The organism is Algoriphagus yeomjeoni (assembly GCF_049821175.1).
Taxonomy (GTDB): domain Bacteria; phylum Bacteroidota; class Bacteroidia; order Cytophagales; family Cyclobacteriaceae; genus Algoriphagus; species Algoriphagus yeomjeoni_A.
This window is the reverse complement of the sequence record NZ_CP187512.1, coordinates 332,892-353,199: the sequence shown is the minus strand read 5'-3', so window position 1 is coordinate 353,199 and position 20,308 is coordinate 332,892. Positions and strand designations below refer to the sequence as shown.

The 20,308-nt window shown below is 41.3% G+C and carries 15 protein-coding genes; 8 read left to right on the top strand and 7 right to left on the bottom strand.

Translation table 11 applies throughout. The features are described 5' to 3' along the window. The first annotated feature begins 77 nt into the window (after positions 1-77). From ACPUEN_RS01330 to ACPUEN_RS01315, 4 genes are all read left to right on the top strand, one after another. Positions 78-917: a sugar phosphate isomerase/epimerase family protein gene (locus tag ACPUEN_RS01330; protein WP_425638039.1), complete on the top strand. Its 840-nt coding sequence runs from the start codon at positions 78-80 to the stop codon at positions 915-917. Positions 918-1,044: 127 nt separating this feature from the next. Then, on the top strand, positions 1,045-2,178 hold the full coding sequence (locus ACPUEN_RS01325; protein WP_425638038.1) for a geranylgeranyl reductase family protein: 1,134 nt from the start codon (positions 1,045-1,047) through the stop codon (positions 2,176-2,178). A 77-nt stretch (positions 2,179-2,255) separates the two neighbouring features. Further along, complete coding sequence (locus ACPUEN_RS01320; protein ID WP_425638037.1) at positions 2,256-2,861, top strand: DUF2911 domain-containing protein; 606 nt, start codon at positions 2,256-2,258, stop codon at positions 2,859-2,861. Positions 2,862-2,992: 131 nt separating this feature from the next. Then, positions 2,993-4,765, top strand: coding sequence for an arylsulfatase (locus ACPUEN_RS01315; protein WP_425638036.1), 1,773 nt, complete (start codon positions 2,993-2,995; stop codon positions 4,763-4,765). A 261-nt stretch (positions 4,766-5,026) separates the two neighbouring features. Here the strand turns inward: ACPUEN_RS01315 and ACPUEN_RS01310 are convergent, their stop codons facing one another. Together ACPUEN_RS01310 and ACPUEN_RS01305 are read right to left on the bottom strand one after the other, a co-directional pair. Beyond that, complete coding sequence (locus ACPUEN_RS01310) at positions 5,027-6,241, bottom strand: exo-beta-N-acetylmuramidase NamZ family protein (RefSeq protein WP_425638035.1); 1,215 nt, start codon at positions 6,239-6,241, stop codon at positions 5,027-5,029. A 186-nt stretch (positions 6,242-6,427) separates the two neighbouring features. Then, positions 6,428-7,003: a hypothetical protein gene (locus ACPUEN_RS01305; RefSeq protein ID WP_425638034.1), complete on the bottom strand. Its 576-nt coding sequence runs from the start codon at positions 7,001-7,003 to the stop codon at positions 6,428-6,430. A gap of 753 nt (positions 7,004-7,756) precedes the next feature. On the opposite strand from ACPUEN_RS01305, the gene ACPUEN_RS01300 reads away from it, so the two are divergent. From ACPUEN_RS01300 to ACPUEN_RS01285, 4 genes are all read left to right on the top strand, one after another. Further along, entirely contained in the window at positions 7,757-9,325 is a 1,569-nt protein-coding gene (locus ACPUEN_RS01300; RefSeq protein WP_425638033.1) for a PKD domain-containing protein, read from the top strand. Between the two features lie 185 nt (positions 9,326-9,510). Beyond that, positions 9,511-9,951 (top strand): hypothetical protein, encoded by a 441-nt coding sequence (locus ACPUEN_RS01295; protein ID WP_425638032.1) that lies wholly within the window; start codon positions 9,511-9,513, stop codon positions 9,949-9,951. Between the two features lie 275 nt (positions 9,952-10,226). After that, positions 10,227-12,026 (top strand): type VI secretion system tip protein VgrG, encoded by a 1,800-nt coding sequence (gene vgrG / locus ACPUEN_RS01290; RefSeq protein WP_425638031.1) that lies wholly within the window; start codon positions 10,227-10,229, stop codon positions 12,024-12,026. A gap of 16 nt (positions 12,027-12,042) precedes the next feature. Next, the gene (locus tag ACPUEN_RS01285; RefSeq protein WP_425638030.1) at positions 12,043-12,342 is read left to right on the top strand and encodes a PAAR domain-containing protein; all 300 of its coding nucleotides are present in this window, start codon (positions 12,043-12,045) and stop codon (positions 12,340-12,342) included. Positions 12,343-12,490: 148 nt separating this feature from the next. On the opposite strand, the gene ACPUEN_RS01280 is transcribed toward ACPUEN_RS01285, so the two are convergent. The 5 genes from ACPUEN_RS01280 to ACPUEN_RS01260 form a co-directional block, all read right to left on the bottom strand. Continuing rightward, positions 12,491-14,944 carry an ABC transporter permease gene (locus ACPUEN_RS01280; RefSeq protein WP_425638029.1) on the bottom strand — a complete coding sequence of 818 codons (2,454 nt, stop codon included), beginning with the start codon at positions 14,942-14,944 and terminating at the stop codon, positions 12,491-12,493. Positions 14,945-15,146: 202 nt separating this feature from the next. Next, on the bottom strand, positions 15,147-17,468 hold the full coding sequence (locus tag ACPUEN_RS01275; RefSeq protein WP_425640230.1) for an FtsX-like permease family protein: 2,322 nt from the start codon (positions 17,466-17,468) through the stop codon (positions 15,147-15,149). A 104-nt stretch (positions 17,469-17,572) separates the two neighbouring features. After that, positions 17,573-17,896: a four helix bundle protein gene (locus ACPUEN_RS01270; RefSeq protein WP_425638028.1), complete on the bottom strand. Its 324-nt coding sequence runs from the start codon at positions 17,894-17,896 to the stop codon at positions 17,573-17,575. A 152-nt stretch (positions 17,897-18,048) separates the two neighbouring features. After that, positions 18,049-18,744 carry an ABC transporter ATP-binding protein gene (locus tag ACPUEN_RS01265; protein WP_425638027.1) on the bottom strand — a complete coding sequence of 232 codons (696 nt, stop codon included), beginning with the start codon at positions 18,742-18,744 and terminating at the stop codon, positions 18,049-18,051. Between the two features lie 255 nt (positions 18,745-18,999). Then, positions 19,000-20,247, bottom strand: a complete 1,248-nt coding sequence (locus ACPUEN_RS01260) for an efflux RND transporter periplasmic adaptor subunit (RefSeq protein ID WP_425638026.1) — start codon at positions 20,245-20,247, stop codon at positions 19,000-19,002. Positions 20,248-20,308 lie beyond the last annotated feature (61 nt).

Here is a 20,308-nt window from a genome sequence, read left to right as displayed (position 1 = left end):
ATGACTGGAATTTAACAATTACTTACGAAAATTGAATAATATTCTATAGTTTAGGTCAAACCCTAACTAAAAAGAAGATGAAAATATATTACAAGCAGCTAATTCTCTTTCTAATTGCATTATTCCCACTAGTACAAATTCAAGCACAGGAAATTGCCCTTCAGCTCTATTCCCTGCGGAATGAAATGAAAATAGACCCGGTGAAATACCATGAGCTTATTTCTGAATGGGGCATCTCTGCGCTCGAAGGTGGCAGCACTTATGGAATGACTGATGCTGAATATTCAAAACTACTGGCCGATAATGATCTTAGGATCATTGGCGTAGGTGCAGAATACCTTCAACTCACCAAAGACATACAGCCCATCATAGATCAAGCAAAAAAATATGGCGCAAAATATGCGATCTGCTACTGGATTCCGCATGCTGAAGGGCCTATATCTATGGAAGAACTTAAAATAGCTACCGCACTTTTCAATGCTGTAGGAGCAGATTTGAAAAAAGAAGGAATTACTTTTTTGTATCACCCACATGGGTACGAGTTTGCTAAGGATAGAAACAAAGTGAGATTCAATTACATGCTCGAAAATGCTAAAAACTTTGCCTTCAATATGGATGTATTTTGGGTAAAAATGGGAGGTGGTGACCCTCTGAAGATTATGAAAAAATACCCAGGGAAATTCCCCATCCTCCATCTTAAAGACCGTAGAAAAGGAACTCCAGGCTCCAAAAATGGACAAGGTGATGTAGAATCGAATGTAATTCTAGGAACTGGTGATATAGACATTGCCGGAATCATCAAGGAAGCCAAAAAGCAAGGAACAGAATACTTAACCATAGAAGATGAAAGCTCCAGATCAGTCACCCAAATCCCAATAAGTGTAGAATTCATCAAGAGAGTACTCGAGAAAAACTAAGGAAATCATATTCATTCGCATCTCCTCAAGTGCAAGTCTATGTGAGATATTTTCTTCAAACTTGGAGCAATGTTTCAATTTTGCATTTTCTTTACGCTGAATATTTACATTGATTTCAATTGCACGCATGAATTATTATGATGTTGCGGTCATAGGCAGTGGGCCTTCGGGAGCTATGGCAGCCTATTATTTAGCTAAAAAAGGGATTTCTACAGTTATCATTGAAAAAGAAACCTTGCCAAGGTATAAAACCTGCGGCGGTGGATTGGTCTTCAGAGGAAGACGCAAATTACCCTTTGATATTTCATCAGTAGTGGAGCGCGAGTTTGACCGAATGAAGGTCTATATGGAAGGTGAGTCAAAAGTTCTCTCTACAGTTCGAGACGTTCCAGTCATCAGCATGGTCATGCGCGATAAGTTTGATAATTTTCTGATCGAAAAAGCCAAAGAAGCAGGAGCAATTCTCAAGCAAGAACATAAGCTAACTTCCATCACTTTTGATGAAAAACCTATTCTCCACACAAGCCAAGGTGACATTCAAGTAAGGCTAATCATAGCAGCAGACGGGGCCCTCAGCCCTACTGCCAAACTTGCAGGCTGGGAAGAAACCCGCAAACTCATTCCTGCGCTAGAATATGAAGTCGAAGTAAATCCTGCAGATTTTGAGCGGCTTTCCAAAGAAGTGCGCTTTGATATGGATAGCGTTCCCCATGGATACGCTTGGAGTTTTCCAAAGGAAAATCACCTATCACTAGGTATCGCTTCTACGCGCAGAAAGAGAATAGACCTAAAAGCTTACTACAAAAGATACCTTGAAAAGCTGGAGATCAAGGAAGTACTGAGCGAAAAAGCCCATGGTTTTCAAATCCCTATTACACCACGTACTGATGGTTTTTACAGGAAAAATGTATTACTGATTGGAGATGCCGCAGGTTTTGCAGATCCAGTGACAGCAGAGGGAATTTCCAATGCGCTTTGGAGTGGAGAATTAGCTGCTGAAGCAATTATAGAGTCTAAGCTGAACCCAGAAAAAGCTGGAGCAATATATCAGCAAAAGCTGGAAAAGGATCTTCTTCCAGAAATTAAGACCTCCCAGACTGCAGCCAAATGGTTCTATAGCTATAGAATCATCCGGAACATGCTCTTAAGAAAATATGGGGACTATGCCATCAACTTCATGACAGATATTTATATCGGTAACAGAACGTATCCAACCAACCTAATGAAAACAATTAAAAATAAAATCACTGAAATGAGGTGATGTTGACTATTTATAGACTCACTTTGAAAAATTTCACCTAGTTTTCCTTAATTAATCTAATATCATTTATCCTTCATATGAAAAACAACAAACTCTTTTTATCGGCATTTGCGCTACTTCTTTTCTTCTCCGTTTCCACGACTACTTTTGCGCAGCTACAAGCTCCTGCTCCTAGCCCCGCAGCTTATGTGTCTCAGAATGTAGGCTTCACCAAAATCAGCATTGACTATTCTTCCCCAGCTGTCAAAGGCAGAAAAGTCTTCGGTGAATTGGAAAAATATGGTGTCACCTGGAGAGCTGGCGCAAATGGACCAACGATCATCGAATTCAGCACTCCAGTAAGCATTGCTGGAAAAAATCTGGCTGCAGGAAAATACTCATTATTCATCACTCCACATGCCTCAGGAGATTGGACGGTCCATTTGAATGGTAAAGCAAATGCAGTTTTTGCTTATATGAAGGATGGTAAGATCGACGAAGAAGCAATGGCTAAAGACGATGCTGTTGCGATCAAAGTTTCCCCGGTTGCAGCCCCTGAGACTTTCGAGAGACTTGCTTACTTCATTTCAGCTGAGGATAATAAAGTAGCTACAGTAAGCTTTATGTGGGCAGATGTAATGCTATGGTTTGAAGTAGATACTCAAGTGGATCAAAAGCTAGAGCAATTCAAAGGAGTATTCTAATGCAGAATCCCTGGTTCAAAGTACTTAAGCCCGAAATTAGTTCGGGCTTTTTTTGATTTACACAATTCTACTTAAGTTGTAAAGAGCATTTCCATAAATTATATGGACTGCCCAGTTAACCTTATCGAGCCATGACTAAAAGTTCAACTTACATTTTTTACATAATTACTGGACTTCTACTCTTCCAATCCTGCAAAACTGATACGAAAGAAATACGCAAACCCAATATTGTCCTCATCGTCTCTGACGACCAAGGATGGGGAGATTTGGGAATCAATGGGAATCCTCTAGTGCAAACCCCAAACATTGATAAACTCGCTCTCAATGGTGTTCAATTCAGCAGATTTTATGTAAATCCGGTATGCTCCCCTACCCGGGCAGAGATTCTCACTGGAAGATATCATCCACGTGGCGGAGTTTATTCTACTTCACGAGGTGGTGAGCGATTAGATTTGGACGAAAAAACAGTTGCAGAGACCTTTCAGGCAGGTGGATATAAAACTGCAGCTTTTGGGAAGTGGCATAACGGTTCGCAACCTCCTTACCATCCCAATAACAGAGGATTCGAAGAGTATTATGGCTTTGCTTCTGGACATTGGGGCAATTACTTCAGCCCTATGCTTGAGCATAATGGAGAAGTAACCCAAGGCAATGGATTTATTATTGATGATCTCACAGATCATGCGATGGATTACATCGAGGAAAATTCCAATGATCCATTTTTTATTTACCTAGCTTATAATACTCCGCATAGTCCTATGCAGGTTCCTGATGTCTGGTGGGACAAATACAAGGATGCAGCAATCGATTCTACTCATAGAAATGGAGAGAAAGAAAAGCTAGATAAGACGAGGGCAGCCTATGCTTTATGCGAAAATCTAGACTGGAATGTAGGTAGAGTCGTTGACAAACTGGATAGCCTGAAGCTCCTGGAAAACACGATAGTCATCTACATGTCTGACAATGGACCAAATGGCTGGAGATGGAATGATGGACTGAAAGGCATCAAAGGAAGCACAGATGAAGGTGGGGTTCGTTCTCCTTTCATTATGTTCTGGAAGGAAACTTTGAAACCTCAAATTATCTCCCAGCTTGCCAGCACCATTGATATTTTACCTTCCTTATTAGACTTAGCAGGCATCACAAATCCTTTTGAAAAACCACTTGATGGAATAAGCTTAAAGCCCTTACTAATGGGTTCGCAGGAAGAATGGAAAGATCGATACGTCTACAGTCACTGGAGTGGAAACGTCAGCATCCGAAATCAGCAATACATGCTGGATAAGGACAACCAACTCTTTGATCTGAATGCCGATCCCGGACAGTTTCATCCCATCGAGCAGCCTTCTGAGGCCATTTTAGCGCCTATAGCTAAAGCCAAAGAAGAATGGATCAATTCAGTATTATCAGAACTTGACCGGAACAGACAGGAAATATTCCCAGTGGGATATAAAGACAGCAAATTTACGCTCTTGCCGGCTAGAGATGGTATTCCACATGGTGGTATTGAGCGATCCAGTATTCATCCCAACTCATCCTTTTTCACCAATTGGACTTCCACCACCGACAGCCTGACTTGGGATACAGACATTCTTACTTCCGGCAAGTACAAAGCGACGCTTTATTACACTGCTAAGGCTTCTGCCGTAGGATCTATGCTACAATTGAAACAAGGAAAAAATGAAATCAGCACTAAAATAAAAGAAGCACATGACACAGACTTCTTAGCTGTAGAATATGATCGTTCTCCAAGGGATGAGTCTTATGAGAAGGATTATAAGCCGATGGAAATTGGAACTATTCAATTGGACAAAGGACATCAGCACATTACCATGAAGGCATTGGAAATAACGGGTCCTGAATTTATAGAGGTTCGCTTATTGGTTTTGGAGCGAGTAAATTAGGCACCATATACCAGCTATTGATCCTGTAAGACACCGAAAGCAACCCTTGGCATGGTCAGATAAAATTGCAATACCGCTTCCATGTTGGCCGGAAGGACCTACCTTCATCATTCCTGCAACTAGATTAGGCAAAGAATTGTAGGGACTGCCCTCATTGCAAGTAATCACGTTAATAAATATCTCTTGGCAACCGTCCTAGACATCGCTCCAAGATTGGTCTATTAGACAAAGACCGAGACTAAAGCTCGCAGTCGATTATCCTTACTTATACAGCAAATACTTCAACCTCATTTCCTTGTATGCCGAAAGCTCTGGCTCCCAACCTGCTCGAATCGTTTCCATAGGAACACCTTCAATGATTTGCTGTCTAAAATCCCCTCTACCAATTTGCATTTCGATGGTATTCATCTGGTTGCTGAGCTTGGAATCAAAAAACTTCTCCTTCTCAGGACTAGCTTCGTAGAGCTCTTTAATCCACTCAAAATTGATTTGCCCGCTCTTTCTCAAAAGCTCCGTATCATACTCTCGCAGATCAATTCCATAGCAAACCTGATCCATGAAAAGTGGCGTTTCCGCCATTCCTTTGATGCCTTTAGGAGTGAAAGTGAACTCATAAATTCCTTTATATGCTGGGCTTCCCAATACGGTAAAAGGAAAATAAGTACCTCGACCCAAATTGATATAGGTACCCTCAAACATGCAAAGACTAGGGTAAAGCAACACCGACTGCGGCGTATTCAGATTAGGTGAAGGGCTAACTGGCAAAACATAAGGCATATCATGCGTGTAATTTGCAACAGGGATCACCTGGATGTCAGCCTTTACCTTTCCAGATAACCAGCCTTCTCCATTTGCCATCATAGCAAATTCCCCTACAGTCAACCCATGAGCCATCGGTAGTGGAAACATACCAATCCCAGATTTGTAATTCATATCCAGCACCGGACCATCGATCAGGTAACCATTAGGATTTGGCCTGTCTAATATTATCAGGGGCTTGCCATTCTCCTCGCAGGCTTCCATCAGCCGAGCCAAGGCATTGATATTGGTATAAAACCTTACGCCAACATCCTGCAAGTCATAGATCAAAATATCCACATCTGCTAAATCTTCTTTACTAGGCTTGCTCTTTCGGCCATACAGGGAAATGATCGGAATCCCGGTACGCTCGTCTTTCTCATCACTCACCTTTGCGCCAGCGCTTGCATTTCCTCTGAACCCATGCTCTGGCCCAAAGACTTTCACGATGTTGATCCCCAAAGTCTGTAAGCTGTCCACTAGATGAGTTTTGGCAATGATGGAGGTCTGATTGGCAAGGACTGCAACACGCTTACCTTTCAAAAGAGGAAGGTAAAGCTCGGTTTGATCGGCTCCGGTTTTGATTTCTTCACGAGCTTTCTCCGGTTGCTCCGCCGGAAGTTTGGTGGTACAAAAGCAAAGGAGTATGCTGAGTGCAAAAAGTGAAATGGATTTCATATGTACTGATAATGTTTGTTTGAGGATTTCTAAAAATACCTCATTGCGAGGAACCAAGCAATCTAATCGTTATTTCAAAAATAGAGTTTAAATATTCATTTCCTTTTTCCCCAACCGTGGTCTGTGTTTTCACAGACCACTAACATTTCAGTCAATGAGGCACAGACCAGGGAAAAAGAGTTTTATTTAAATCCCCAACCTCTTTACCACCACCGCCTCTATTACTTCAAAAAGCTGACTCGGATGACGAGTCCGCCAACTTACATCATCCAACCTTCCTCCCATCACCAAGTATCGGTCGATCCCGAATTTGCTCATTTCAGACAAGACATGATCCCGCAAGTTTAGCGTGACTATCCAGCCCTCTTCCAATTCATCCTGCCATTCTTCGTAGTAATCATCAGCTTCCAAATCGCCGTGGAAGTTGAGCACATTCTCGCAGATCAGAATGTATTTATTGATCCCCTCTCCGGTCATCAATTCTATGATATTTCGCTTCAAAGTCATAATATCATTGTTCAACAGGTCATTCCACTCTCCCATCAATTCGATCACTGCAAAACCCAGGTTATAATCTGCATAGATTACTTTCAGAAACAGCGTCTCAGATTCCATGCTATCCCACTGTGGGTGAATTAGGAAATTGTAGATAGTATCCGTGAAATAAACCTCGCTGTTCTCGTATTCAAAGAAAGGCGAACGTGGATCCTCCGCAGCTGTGTATAGATTTCTCCAATTAAAATATGGCTCAAGGGTATGCATGCAAAGTAAACAGAGGTTAGAGATGCAAAGTTGCATGGGTTTGGGTGAATATCGACTATTGTCGTGGACTGTGAAACATGGTCCGAGTCTATGGGTAGAAAAAGCTGAAAGAGGCAAAATAGAACTTATCAAAATCTCTTGATTTGAGCCCTAATAGTAAGCGAACCATTTTGCTTATCCCCAAAAGTTCTTCCTAAGATTGCAACACCACTTGTCCAAGATCTATCTAGAAATAAGCCTACGCAATATATTTATATAGTCAACCAACTTTTTATAGCTGTTTTGAGCTCATTCTGTCTGAACCCTTTCTGCCAGTATAAGACAAAACCATCATATAAGTTGTTCAAAATCAATAAAATGCTCCAATTCCATCTTTTGCCATTCCTAATTTTCCAGATTTCAGAGTTTGTTCTATAAACAGATGAAAACCTTTAAACCTCACTTTTACTTAAACTTCAATTACGTTTATTTTTTATGAATAGGATTGTAATTAAATAGGTCTATTGTCTGAAAATACACCTAGCAGATTTATTTAAAAACAAAAAATATTTAGTCCTCTAAGATATTTCCAAAAATATCACTTACTTGCGCCTTACATATTGTACAATAAAATGTAAAATTTGATTTATTTAAGAATATAATTTCATTAGCTTTATCACCACCTTATTCTATTTAAAAAGCAGTATTAGTATTAAAATAATTACGAGTATATAAAATTGTTTTTCAATATTCATTTAATGAATTTTAAAATAAATGAAAACAACACTAAAGCATAAAATAATAATAGTAATTGCATTTATTACAATAGCAATTACAAATTCCTATATGCTTTATGCTCAAAATTCATGTACCCAAAACAACATAGTTGCAACCAACTATCAACTAAGAAACTCATCCGGTCAGCCTTTTAGTGTAACCGATGATTATGAATTGGGAGACCCAGTGACAGGAGAATTGTGGGTGACTTTGACAAACAATACTGGCGGCGGGTATAATTTGCGAATGTTTTATGACCTCTATCGCAATAACAATATCTCAGCAACGGATCAGCAGGATTGCCTCTTTGAAGCAACCGAAATATTAGCAAACACCTGGGTCAGAGTCAGACCTATTAGTTGGAATTGGGGGGACGTCATCGAGGTCAAAAATATTTTTATAGACTGGACTACGGGTACTGTAAAATCAGGAACTACCTGTGACTTTGCTGCGGTAAAGAAAACCTCACAGTGCTACTCCAGTCCAACTGGATTCACTGCAGCAGTTCCTTTGTTCCCTAAGTTTGATTTTGCTGATAATGGAATTTGTAATACAACCATTCAATTTACTAGTGAGACCATCGGAGGATCGCCACCTTATAATTATACCTATCAATGGGATTTTGGTGGCTTAGGCACAGCAACTGGAGCAAACCCAGTTTTTAACTTCCCTGGATCTGGAGTTTATACTATTGGCATGACTGCCAATGATGGGGTTTCAACAACTACCATACAAAAGGACATCTTTATAGACCCCAATTTTGGAATAACGGTGGATATTTTCCCTACCAAAAAAGATGAATCATCTGGGATGATTTACACCACCGTAGGCGGAGGCACAGAACCGTATACTTATTCATGGACAGGGCCCGATGGATACAATAGCACTTCAAAAGACATATTTAACTTGAGTGATGGGACTTATAATCTACTTGTTACAGATTCAAATGGCTGTCAACAAACAGAAGAATACACACTTGATATAGCGAGCATCCTCGGTTTTAATCTGGCAAAATTTCAAGTTCTTGCCGAAAAATCAAAAATCCTGATTAATTGGGAAGTAACGAGTGAAACAGAGAATTCTGTCTATGAAATTGAACGAAGTAATGGCAATGCAAAGGCATTTTCCACAATAGGTACCGTAAGAGGTAATGGGGCAAAATCAACTCTCACTAACTATTTATTTATTGATCAATCTTATCCTTTCTATGAGAATAGGTTTTACTATAGAATCGCCAAAACATCATCTTTAGGAGTCAGTTACAGCCCAGTAAAAATGGTTGAGAAACAAGATTTTTTAGAAAGCCAAAACTCATGGCAGGTATATCCAAACCCCTGCTCAGAATGCAAAATAATCCTAACAACTATTGAAAACGAAAATCCCAGCAATGTTCGTCTTGAATTGTTAAATTCATACCAACTCTTAGAAGCAAAAGATCTAATTCTGGATGATTCGGGTGTCATTGACTTAAACGCTGTGTTCGGTTCAATCCCAAAAGGACTATCTATTCTAAAAATAGAATGGGGTACAAAAATAGAAACTCTTAAACTGATAGGAGCAAATTAATTAGTTCAACCTGGGTTTTTATCCCGGTTAGCTCCAGATCACATTACCCCGCCTGAGCATAGCCAGATCGTCCTTTAGGCTGCCCTCCTATTCCAAGCCTTCAAACTATTCTCGGAAGGTAATGGGTCAAATAACCTCACCATATTTTTTTGAACCTTTTATCTCCACTCCAAGTAAAAACTATAATGAAGGTTCTAGTAGCACTATTTTTCGTAATGTTGAGTTCTGGAGTGTTTGCTCAGTCGGTAATCGTAAATCCTGATGGAACTCATTCAGTGATTATTGATCATGGCGTTCACAAAGTAATTGTCAATCCTAATGGAACCCACTCAGTTGTCGTCGGTTCAGGCACCAGTCAAATCATAGTCAATCCAGATGGAACGCACTCTCCGATTGTAGGAAATGGAAACACCAAGATCATTGTAAATTCTAACGGGTCCCATTCCATCCTCACCACCCAGGGTAATTTTCAGCAAGTTCTTAATCAATCAAATCCAAGCCCCCTACCCCTTATCTTCAAAAAGAGGGGGAGTAAGATGATCATCCTTCCTGATGGCTCAGTTATTTATTTCGAGAAGGTTAAGAAAAAGAGGAAGTCAAAAACAAAAGACCAGTTGCAGTTTTGAAAACCTCAACCGTTAAACCAAACGCTTTTTCAGACTTTAGATTTTAGCCTTCAGACTTGGCTCTGTTATCTTGATTATCCCTTACTGGTACTTATTTCTTAAAACATACTATTTATCAAGGATTCCTTCAATTCGCCCCTCGTATCGTAAGGAAGTGATGAAGGAAATCAATTTTGAACTGTTGCTCGCTCTAGGTATATTGGGTCAACTAAGATCCGCTCAGGAAGAAGTAGACAAACCTTATTTTTTTTCCAACCTTTATAAATCCAACCTAAATGAGTCAATCAGCAACAAATCCCAGCGATGGGTTAAGCACTTTTACTATTAAAACCAATGGAAAAAATATTGACGATGCAATCCAAGTATTTTCCATTGAAGTTGAAAAAGGCGTTAACCGAATTCCAATTGCAAAAGTCACTGTTCTCGACGGATCAGCGGCAGAGGAATCTTTTGATGTAAGTTCTTCCTCTACTTTTATTCCTGGCGCCAGCATTGAAATTGAAGCGGGTTACGATTCTCGGAATCAAGTCATTTTTAAAGGAATCATTACCAAACAGCGCATTCGATTCGACAATACTATGGGTCCAGTCCTAGAAGTAGAATGTCGTGATGAAGCTGTTAAAATGATGGTAGGTCGGAAAAGTAGAACCTATTGCAATAAGAAGGATAGTGATATCATAAGTGGTATTATTAGCTCTTATTCTGGACTGAGTGCAGCAGTGAAAGCCACTACTACTGTATGGCCAGGTCAAGTACAATACTATGCGACAGATTGGGATTTTTCACTTGCAAGAGCAGAAGCAAACGGAATGATTGTAAACGTGCTAAACGGAATTGTATCTGTACTAGACCCTACTGAGCAAACATCTTCTATTTTACAAATTACTTATGGAGACAACTTGTTTGCATTTGATGCTACACTGGATGCGGTCACCCAGTTAGGTTCTGCCCAAGCAAGTTCCTGGGACATTCCTTCTCAAAAAACCAGGACGGGAGTAGCAACAAGTACTTACCCTGGACCTGGGAATTTATCATCCCAAAAACTATCGGAAGTGGTGGGGCTTGCTAATTTTGAATTGCAAAGTACCGCTCCTATCCAAAAAGCTGATTTAGAAAATTGGTCTAAAGCTACTTTGACTAAAAGTGCTTATTCGAAAATTCAGGGAATTGTGAAATTTCAAGGAAGTAGCCTAGTCGAACCAGCGAAATACATCACGTTGGCTGGAGTTGGCGATCGATTCAATGGAGATCACTTCACCTCATTTGTACATCATACCATCGCAGATGGAAACTGGATTACGGAAGCTTCGATTGGCATGTCACCAAGTTGGTCCACTCAAGAACCTAGTGTGACAGCACCAACAGCATCCGGATTGTTACCAGGCGTACAAGGATTGTTCAATGCTACAGTGAAAAAGATTTTTGAAGATCCTGATAGTCAGTATAGAGTATTAATTGACCTTCCTTTATTTGATCCGAAAGGCGAAGGCATATGGGCGCGCTTGACAAATTTCTACGCATCTTCTGGCGCTGGCGTATTTTTTATGCCCGAAGTTGGTGACGAAGTGGTAGTTGGATTCTTAAATGAAGACCCTCGCTATCCGATTATTTTAGGAAGTATGTACAGTGCTGAAAATAATAAACCGGTAGAAGGTTTGCGTCCAGATGAAAAAAACGCAATTAAATCTATCGCTACTAAATCAGGGATTTCTATAACATTTGATGATGAAAATAAGATACTTACGCTAGAAACCCCAAATAATAACAGGGCTATTTTTAGTGATCAAGACAAGGAAATTACCATCATTGATCAGAATAATAACAGGATTACTATGTCGGAAATTGGCATCACACTCAGCAATGATAAAGACATTATAATAGAATCTGGGCAGAAACTAACACTTAAAGGTAATCAAGGAGTTGCGATTGAATCTTCTGGGGGTGATGTCGAAATTAAAGGAATGAACATAACCGAAAGTGCTGAAATAAAATATTCGGCAGAAGGAAATGCAACAGCATCCTTAAAAGGTGGAGCGCAAACCACAATCCAAGGAGCAATGGTGATGATTAATTAACTTAAAGAAAGAAAATATGCCTCCAGCAGCACGAATAACCGATTTTCATGAATGTCCTATGCAAACACCTGGCATACCTCCAATACCACATGTTGGCGGACCAATTGTCGGACCTGGACAACCAACAGTTTTAATTGGCGGTTTGCCTGCAGCACGTGTGGGTGATATGCTAGTCTGTGTAGGACCGCCAGATTCTATCGTAAAAGGATCATCCACTGTGATGATTGGCGGAATGCCAGCCGCACGCGTTGGTGATCAAACTGCCCACGGCGGATCAATAGTAGCGGGAGAATTTACCGTGATGATTGGAGGGTAGTTCGCCACCGTCTTGGTATGTGACGCCCTGCCTACCGACAAGGCAAGCACAGACAGCGGCATCGTCAAATGCTTTTTCAGCCTTTAGCCTTCAGACTTTATTCTTGGCTCTAGCTACTTGATACTGTTCTCCCGTCACTAACTACTTCCTATTCACTTTTCAACGAATTCACCGGATTAGCAGTCGCCGCTTTAATCGATTGATAGCTGGTGGTCAGCATGGCGATAAGGATAGCGAACATTCCTGCTCCTAGGAATATCTGCCAGCTTAGCTCCTGCTTGAATTGGTAGTCTTCCAGCCACTTTTGCATCGCAAACCAAGCGATAGGCGAAGCGATCAGAAATGCGATAACCACAAGCTTCGCAAATTCTTTTGAGAGTAATACCACGATGCTTCCAATGCTCGATCCCAGCACTTTTCTGATTCCGATTTCCTTGGTTCTTTGCTCTGCAGTAAATGCTGTCAAAGCGAATAAACCTAAGCAGGCAATGACAATTGCAAAACCTGCGAAGATGCTGAAGACTTTGCCTAGACGGGTTTCTGAAGCATACATTTGCCCGAATCTATCATCCAAAAATGAATAAGTGAAAGGTTGTCCTGGAGCCATTGCTTCCCATTTGGCCTCAATGAAATTGACCACCTCATCCGTATCGTTTGAGTTGAACTTGAAGGAAGCAATCCCCCTTGGACTATCGCTAAGAAAGATCATTACTGAGCCTATATTTTCCTTAAGGGATTCAAAGTTGAAGTTTTTCACCACTCCCACCACGGTCTTACTTTCGAGATTATCCATGTTGGCCGTCTCGTTAGTCCCAGCCATGGTATAAATCTTTTGTCCAATCGGATCTCCTACAAAGTTGAATTGCTTTGCAGCGGTTTCGTTCAAAATCACGGCAGAAGAATCAGAAGGGAAATCCATGGAGAAATCCCTTCCAACAGCTATTTCCATTCCCATGGTTTTTACATAATCGTAGTCCACCTGCCAGTTTTGCAAGCTGACCATATTTTCGGTTTGCTTGGGGTCTTTCCCTTCCGCCCACCATGGCGTATCAGATCTCCATGTGCCCGAAACAGGCAAATAACCCGTAATCGTACCGGACTCCATTATACTGTTTGCCAGGATCTCCCGCTTGAAGGTCTCTGCCTGATCGCCCAACGCATAGACATCATCCACGGTGATGATCTGCTCCTTATTGAATCCAATCTTCTTATTCTGTATGTAATTCAGCTGGTTGAAAACAGCAATCGTAGCGATAACCAAGATGATGGAAATCGCAAATTGAAACACCACCAAGGAACTGCGGATCATCCCACTTTTCATTCCCATAGAAACTTTGCCTTTCAGAATGCTAATCGGTTTGAAGCCGGATAGGAAAAATGCGGGATAAATCCCTGCCAATATACCTGTACCAATGGCGGCTAAGATCAAAATCAGATAAAATGAGCCGAAGCTAAATGGCATGGCTAGTTCGCGTGCTGCCAAGTCATTGAAAAAAGGAAGTAAAATGGAAACCAGCGGCACTGCGATCAAAAATGAGATAAAACTCAGCAGGATCGACTCCATCAAAAACTGACGGATCAAATGCGTGCGGAATGAACCCATCACTTTCCGGATGCCCACTTCTTTGGCACGGGAAGAAGATCTGGCAGTGGACAAATTCATGAAATTGATACAGGCGATGACTAGAATAAAGAGCGCCACTGCCACAAAAAGGTACACGTAGGTCACGTTGAAGTTTGGCTCAAACTCCCCCATCAAATCACTCTTCAAGTGGATATCCAAGAGCGGTTGAACTCTATATTCCATTTTTCCGCCATCGGCAAACATTGCTTCCAACGAAGCTCCTTCACCGAATAACTGCCCCAATTCAGGCGTTACATTCTTTTCGACAAGTGACTGCAATTTTTCATTTAAACCCTCTGGATTTGCTCCTTCTCTTACTTTCAGATAGGTCTGGAAATTATTACTCAACCAGGAAGTGGTTTTGGCTTCCTCCAAGCCTTCCATTGCCAGTAAAAAATCAAAATGGAAATGGCTATTCTCAGGGATATCTTCATACACTCCCGTGATTCGGAAATCATACTCATTATCCAAAATCAAGGATTTGCCTATGGCACTTTCCCCTGGAAAATATTTCTCAGCAATACTTTGACTTATTGCCATGGTATTTGGTTCTGCTAGAACCCCATCCTGATTCCCTTCCAAAAGTGGCGTACCAAAAACATTAAAAAAGTCCTTACTAGCCCATACCACAGCATTTTCCTTGATATTCTGATCTACCTTTTTAACCAGATACGAGCCGCGCGTCCTAAAATTCACCGCATATTCCACCTCGGGAAATTCCTCAGGCAGAGCCTCAGCCATTGGAGCTGGAGCTTGGATCATGTTCCAGTGATTGCCTCCGAAAATTATATCTGCATGAATTCTGTAGACCTGATCAGGATCCTTGAAATGCTTGTCGTAGGAAAGCTCATTGATGACAAAAAGTGAAATAATCATGCACAACGCTACGCCTACTGATAAACCGAGGATATTGATGAAGGTGTAGAACTTATGCTTCTTCAAGTTCCTGAGGGCGATTTTGAAATAGTTCTTTAGCATAGTTTCATTTACGATTTACGAAGTATGATTTACAAGATTAAATAGAACCTCAACCCTAATTTTCTTTTAGCATTACCCTAGTTTAAGTGGAATTGAAGACGTCATTGCGAGTGAGGAACGAACGAAGCAATCTGTCTTGAGATTGCCGCGCTTCTTAGGCGCTCCCAATGACGAAATCCCAAACCCGAAACCCGAAATCCCCTTATTCGCTTTTCAATGAATTCACAGGATTCGCAGAGGCAGCTTTGAATGCCTGATAACCCACTGTGATCAAGGCAATCACGATCAACAGTACTCCCGAGCCTGCAAAGATCCACCAACTCAAATCTGTTTGGTAAGCATAACTTTGCAGCCAGTTATTTGCGAAATACCAAGCCACGGGAACCGCGATCAAAATCGCTACAAAGATCAAAGCGATAAAATCTTTGGAAACCAAAGTCAGAATACTGATCAAAGATGCTCCCATCACCTTGCGAACTCCAATCTCTTTCTTGCGCTTTTCAGCTGTAAATGCTGCCAAACCAAATAGTCCTAAACAGGAAAGAAAGATCGCCGTCGCTCCGAAATACTTAGCCAAATTTGAGGCTCTTTGCTCGGAAGCATAAAGCGATTGATAATCCTCATCCATGAAAGAGTAGCTCAGCGGCTGACCGGTAAACTTTTCATAAACTTCAGAGATCCCAGCGATACTTGCCAGTTGGTCATTGGATTCAATTCTCACCATGACTTTCTGAGCGAAATCAGGGTCATATTTTAGAAATGCAGGCTTTACTTTCTCTTTCAAAGATTCAAAATGAAAATCTTTCACAACTCCAATTACCTCTTTGTCCTCACCCCAGAGATTTACGATTTGGCCCACTGGATCTTGGAAACCTATGGTTTTTACGGCTGCTTGATTTAAGATTATCTTAGTTTCTTCTGATCCAAAAGCGGGTGAAAAAGCTCTTCCTGCTGCCATCTCAAAACCCATGGTTTCGATCAAGCCCATGTTGATGCTGATATTCTCAAACTTCACCTGCTCTTCTTCATTTTTGCCATCCCAAGTCAGACCAATAGTGGAGCTGGCCAATCCTACTAAAGGATGTGACAAACTGGATGCGTTACTCACTCCAGGTATCTTTTTCGTTTCTTCCAGGTAGGTAGTTAATTGGTTTGGAGCTATTCCTGATGCATTCAATTCCAGTAAATGAGATTGATTGTAACCCAGATTCTGGCCTTGGATATAGTTCATCTGCTTGCTCAAAACCGAAATACCTATAATCAATAATAAGGAGATCGAAAATTGGAAAACTACCAAGCCTTTTCTCGCCAGAAGCTCACCAAAACTTCCCTTAAGATTGGATTTCATGACCTCTACCGGCTTAAATTTGGACAGGTAAATCGCGGGGTAAATCCCAGCTAGTAAACCTGTAATGAGCCAGATTCCGCCCAGTATAAGTAATACATCCGGCTGGAAATCAAGCGCCAGAGTTTTGGATGTGACCTGATTAAAAAAGGATTGAAGTAGGTACGAAACCAAGATTGCCAGAACCATGGCAAAAAAAGTCAACACAAGAGATTCGGTAATAAACTGCGTGAAAAGCCCACCACGACTTGCTCCCATGGTTTTCTTTACGCCAATTTCCTTGAGTCTGCTCATGGATTTGGCTGTGGTCAAATTCATGAAATTGATGCAGGCGATAATCAGGATAAAGGCAGCAATAGCGGAAAATATTTTCACATAACTGATTCTTCCGCCTGCTACTTTTCCGTCTTCATAGGTTCCATATAAATATGTATCTCCAAAAGGCTGAACGAATACCGAGACATTTGATTCAGCTTCCCTATTCTTTATAAAATCAGAATTTTGGGCATTAAAAGCGGAGACATCAGTTCCTTCTTTGAGTAACACGACAGCCGTAGCATTGAAATTATCCCAGTGCGCACCTTCACCCAGCATCTGCTTGAAATAAGGAAATGCAAGCAGGAAATCAGGTTTCACCACATCGAGATTCCCGAAATCCTTATAAACGCCTTCTATTTCTACTTCATTTTTAAAATCAAAAACCTGCCATTTCAAAGATTTGCCCAAAGCCAACTGCGGACTACCAAAAAGTTTGTTGGCAAGAGTTTCTGAAATGGTGATTGCATTGATATCATTGAGTGCCTTATCCCGATTTCCCGCTACAAATTCCACATCGAAAATCTGGAAGTATTCCTGATCTACGAAAAATCCATCTCCATTCATTTTGGTATCTCCCTGCTCAAAAGAAACTCCTTCAATGAAAGGTGAAATGGCAGTTGTCGCTTCCACCTGCGTAAGCTCAGCACCCATTGCTTCCGCCATTTCTGCTGGAGTATAAGGAATCGTGACTATACCTGTAGAATTATCATGGTTGGTCATTACCTGATAAATCTGATTTACCTGAGTATGGTAGCGATTGATGCTCATCTCGTCCTTCACCCACAGCATGATCAGGATCACGGTAGTGAGTCCTATCATTAACCCAAAAAGATTAATGGCAAATATATGCTTGGACTTCATGAAACTTCGAAAGGCGAGGAGGATCTGGTGACGGAGCATGGAGAGTGGGAGGTTGGAAGTTTGGGAGTTGGGAGTTTGGGGGTTGGAAGTTTGGGGGTTGGAGGTTATTTATCGTTTGATTTTAAGGTATTCCTAAAAGCGGCGATGCTATTCATCAAGTCAAAAGCTTGTTTATAACTATTTTGAAAGGATTCTTCTTCAATGTATCCGCGAAGTTTTGCTTTGTGAAGGCAGGTCACTACCTCAGCTAGTGAGCTTAAGTAATAGCCAACAAATTTCCTGAATTCAGCTTGAGAATTACCAGTCGCTCCTTCTGCAATATTCAATGCAATAGAGTCAACTGCTCTACGAAGTTGAGAAGTCAGGCTATACAATTCTTCTTTTGGGAAGGCCTTTGACAGTATAAAGAGTTCCTCTCCAAAAGACATAGAGGTTTGCTAGATTCGAAGTTTTTCAAATTTAAAATCCATCAATAATTCGTTTTAAATGATATATCAATCGACAACAAATCTCACTAACCACATTAACTGTGATCACCAAACTTCCGACTTCCTACTCCCTAACCTCCTACTTCCCGACTTTACACATGAAACTGCTCCCTGATATTCTCAGTCACCACTTTACCATCGAATAGATTGATAATCCGGTGCGCATAGTTTGCATCATGAGGAGAGTGAGTTACCATTACGATGGTTGTTCCTTCGTTATTGAGTTCTTCCAAAAGACGCATTACTTCTTCACCATTGGTAGAATCCAAGTTACCTGTAGGTTCATCGGCAAGGATCACGGAAGGCTTAGCGACAATCGCTCTGGCAATAGCCACACGCTGCTGCTGACCACCGGAAAGCTGCTGAGGAAAGTGGTTTCTTCTATGCATGATATTCATGCGGGTAAGCACTTCTTCCACTTTTTTCTTTCGCTCGTCTGCAGGAACCTTGAGGTAAAGAAGCGGTAGCTCCACATTTTCGAATACAGTAAGTTCGTCAATGAGATTAAAGCTCTGGAATACAAAGCCAATGTTTCCTTTTCTGAGTGAAGAACGTTGTCTCTCAGAGAACTTAGCTACCTCATTGTCCAGAAAGTAATACTCTCCCTCATCCGGATTATCCAGAAGTCCGATGATATTCAGAAGGGTGGATTTACCACAGCCTGATGGACCCATGATGGCGACGAATTCGCCTTTTTTGATTTCGATCTGGATGCTATCCAATGCGGTTGTTTCTACCTCCTCGGTAGCGTACATTTTGCGGAGATTGACGGTTTTGATTACGTTCATGGTTTTTAAGTTTGATGTCCGATGTCGGGTGACCTATGTTGAGGGAACCTCCATCATTTTTTATAATTTTTTTTAATATTCGATTATCACATACTTTGTCTTTACCGTCATTGCGAGGGGGTGTTTTATCACCAAATCAATTTTGTCTTTCCGCCCCCGAAGCAATCTGCTAGGTGAAGAGAGATTGCTTCGCTCGTTCCTCACTCGCATCCGATAGCTATCGGATGACGAACTCTCCCGTCTTCGGTCTTCCAGCTACTTAAGGTCCAAAATCTCATTCTTCCCGAAGTTCTCGTAGCCAGAAATAATTACTTTTTCACCCTCTACCAATCCTTCCAGCACTTCGTAATATTCAGGATTTTTATTACCAAGTCTGATATTTCGCTTTTCTGCGTTTCCAGCTGAATTGATCACAAATACCCAGTTTCCTCCGGTATCCTTGAAGAACCCACCTGTAGGCAATAATAAGCTCTGCTCGCTATCGCTGAGCTGCAAACGAATCCTTACACTCTGCCCTCGTCGGATTCCTTGTGGACTTTCTCCGGTAAACTTCATATCCACTTCAAATCGTCCATTGGTAATCGTAGGATAGATCTTCATAATCTCCAACTCATGGTCTACTCCACTTAATGTAAATTTACCTCGCAGCCCACGACCGATTCTCGGGAGATACAATTCGTCGATTGGCACGCGCACTTTGAATTCGTCCTGCACATCGATCTGTCCATATCGCTCACCGGAGTTGATGGCCTGACCCACCTCGATTTGCTCCATGGCTAATTGACCTGCGATTGGTGCTTTGATCACTAGGTTATTCAGGATCTGCCCTACTCCATTCAGAGAGGCATTCATTCTGTTCTCCGATTGACGAAGTTGTGCCAATTGATACGCTCTTGCGATAGAATCACTCTTGTAGGATTTATAGGTTAATTCCTTTCGTTTTAGGTTGTACTGGTATTGCTCAGCTACTTCTTCAAATTCACGATCAGAGACCAATTTTTTCTCATGAAGTTCCTTGAATCTTTTGTACTGCGGCTCCAGCAAGCTGATCTGGTAATCGATCTCTGCCAACTGTCCCTGCTGACTCAAATCATTCTGATCCAGGAAAAGACGTGTCTGACGCAAATTGTTGATCTGCTCGTAGAGCATGGTTTCACGCTGCATGACATCCAACTGCAAATTAGAATTGGCCATAATCAAAATCGTATCCCCAACTTCCACTACAGCCCCTGACTCACGTACAATCTCTGCTACCATACCTCCTTCGACTGCATCGAGGAAAAAAGTCTGTGCAGGTTCTATCTGTCCTGATACTAATATATAATCGGTAAACTCCCCTTTCGAAACCGTAGCGATACTCAAGCGATCCTTCTCCACATTCATAGTAGAGCGATGATCTGCAAATCCGATTTGGTAAATAATTCCTACAACTAAAACTACTCCGCCTACTATCCAGGCGATTCTTCTAGGGGTCCAGGTTTTCTTAGCTAATTTTCTATCCATTGTGTGTAAATGCCATTTTCGGGCTATCCCCATTATGCCAAATGGTATGCCATGCAAAAAA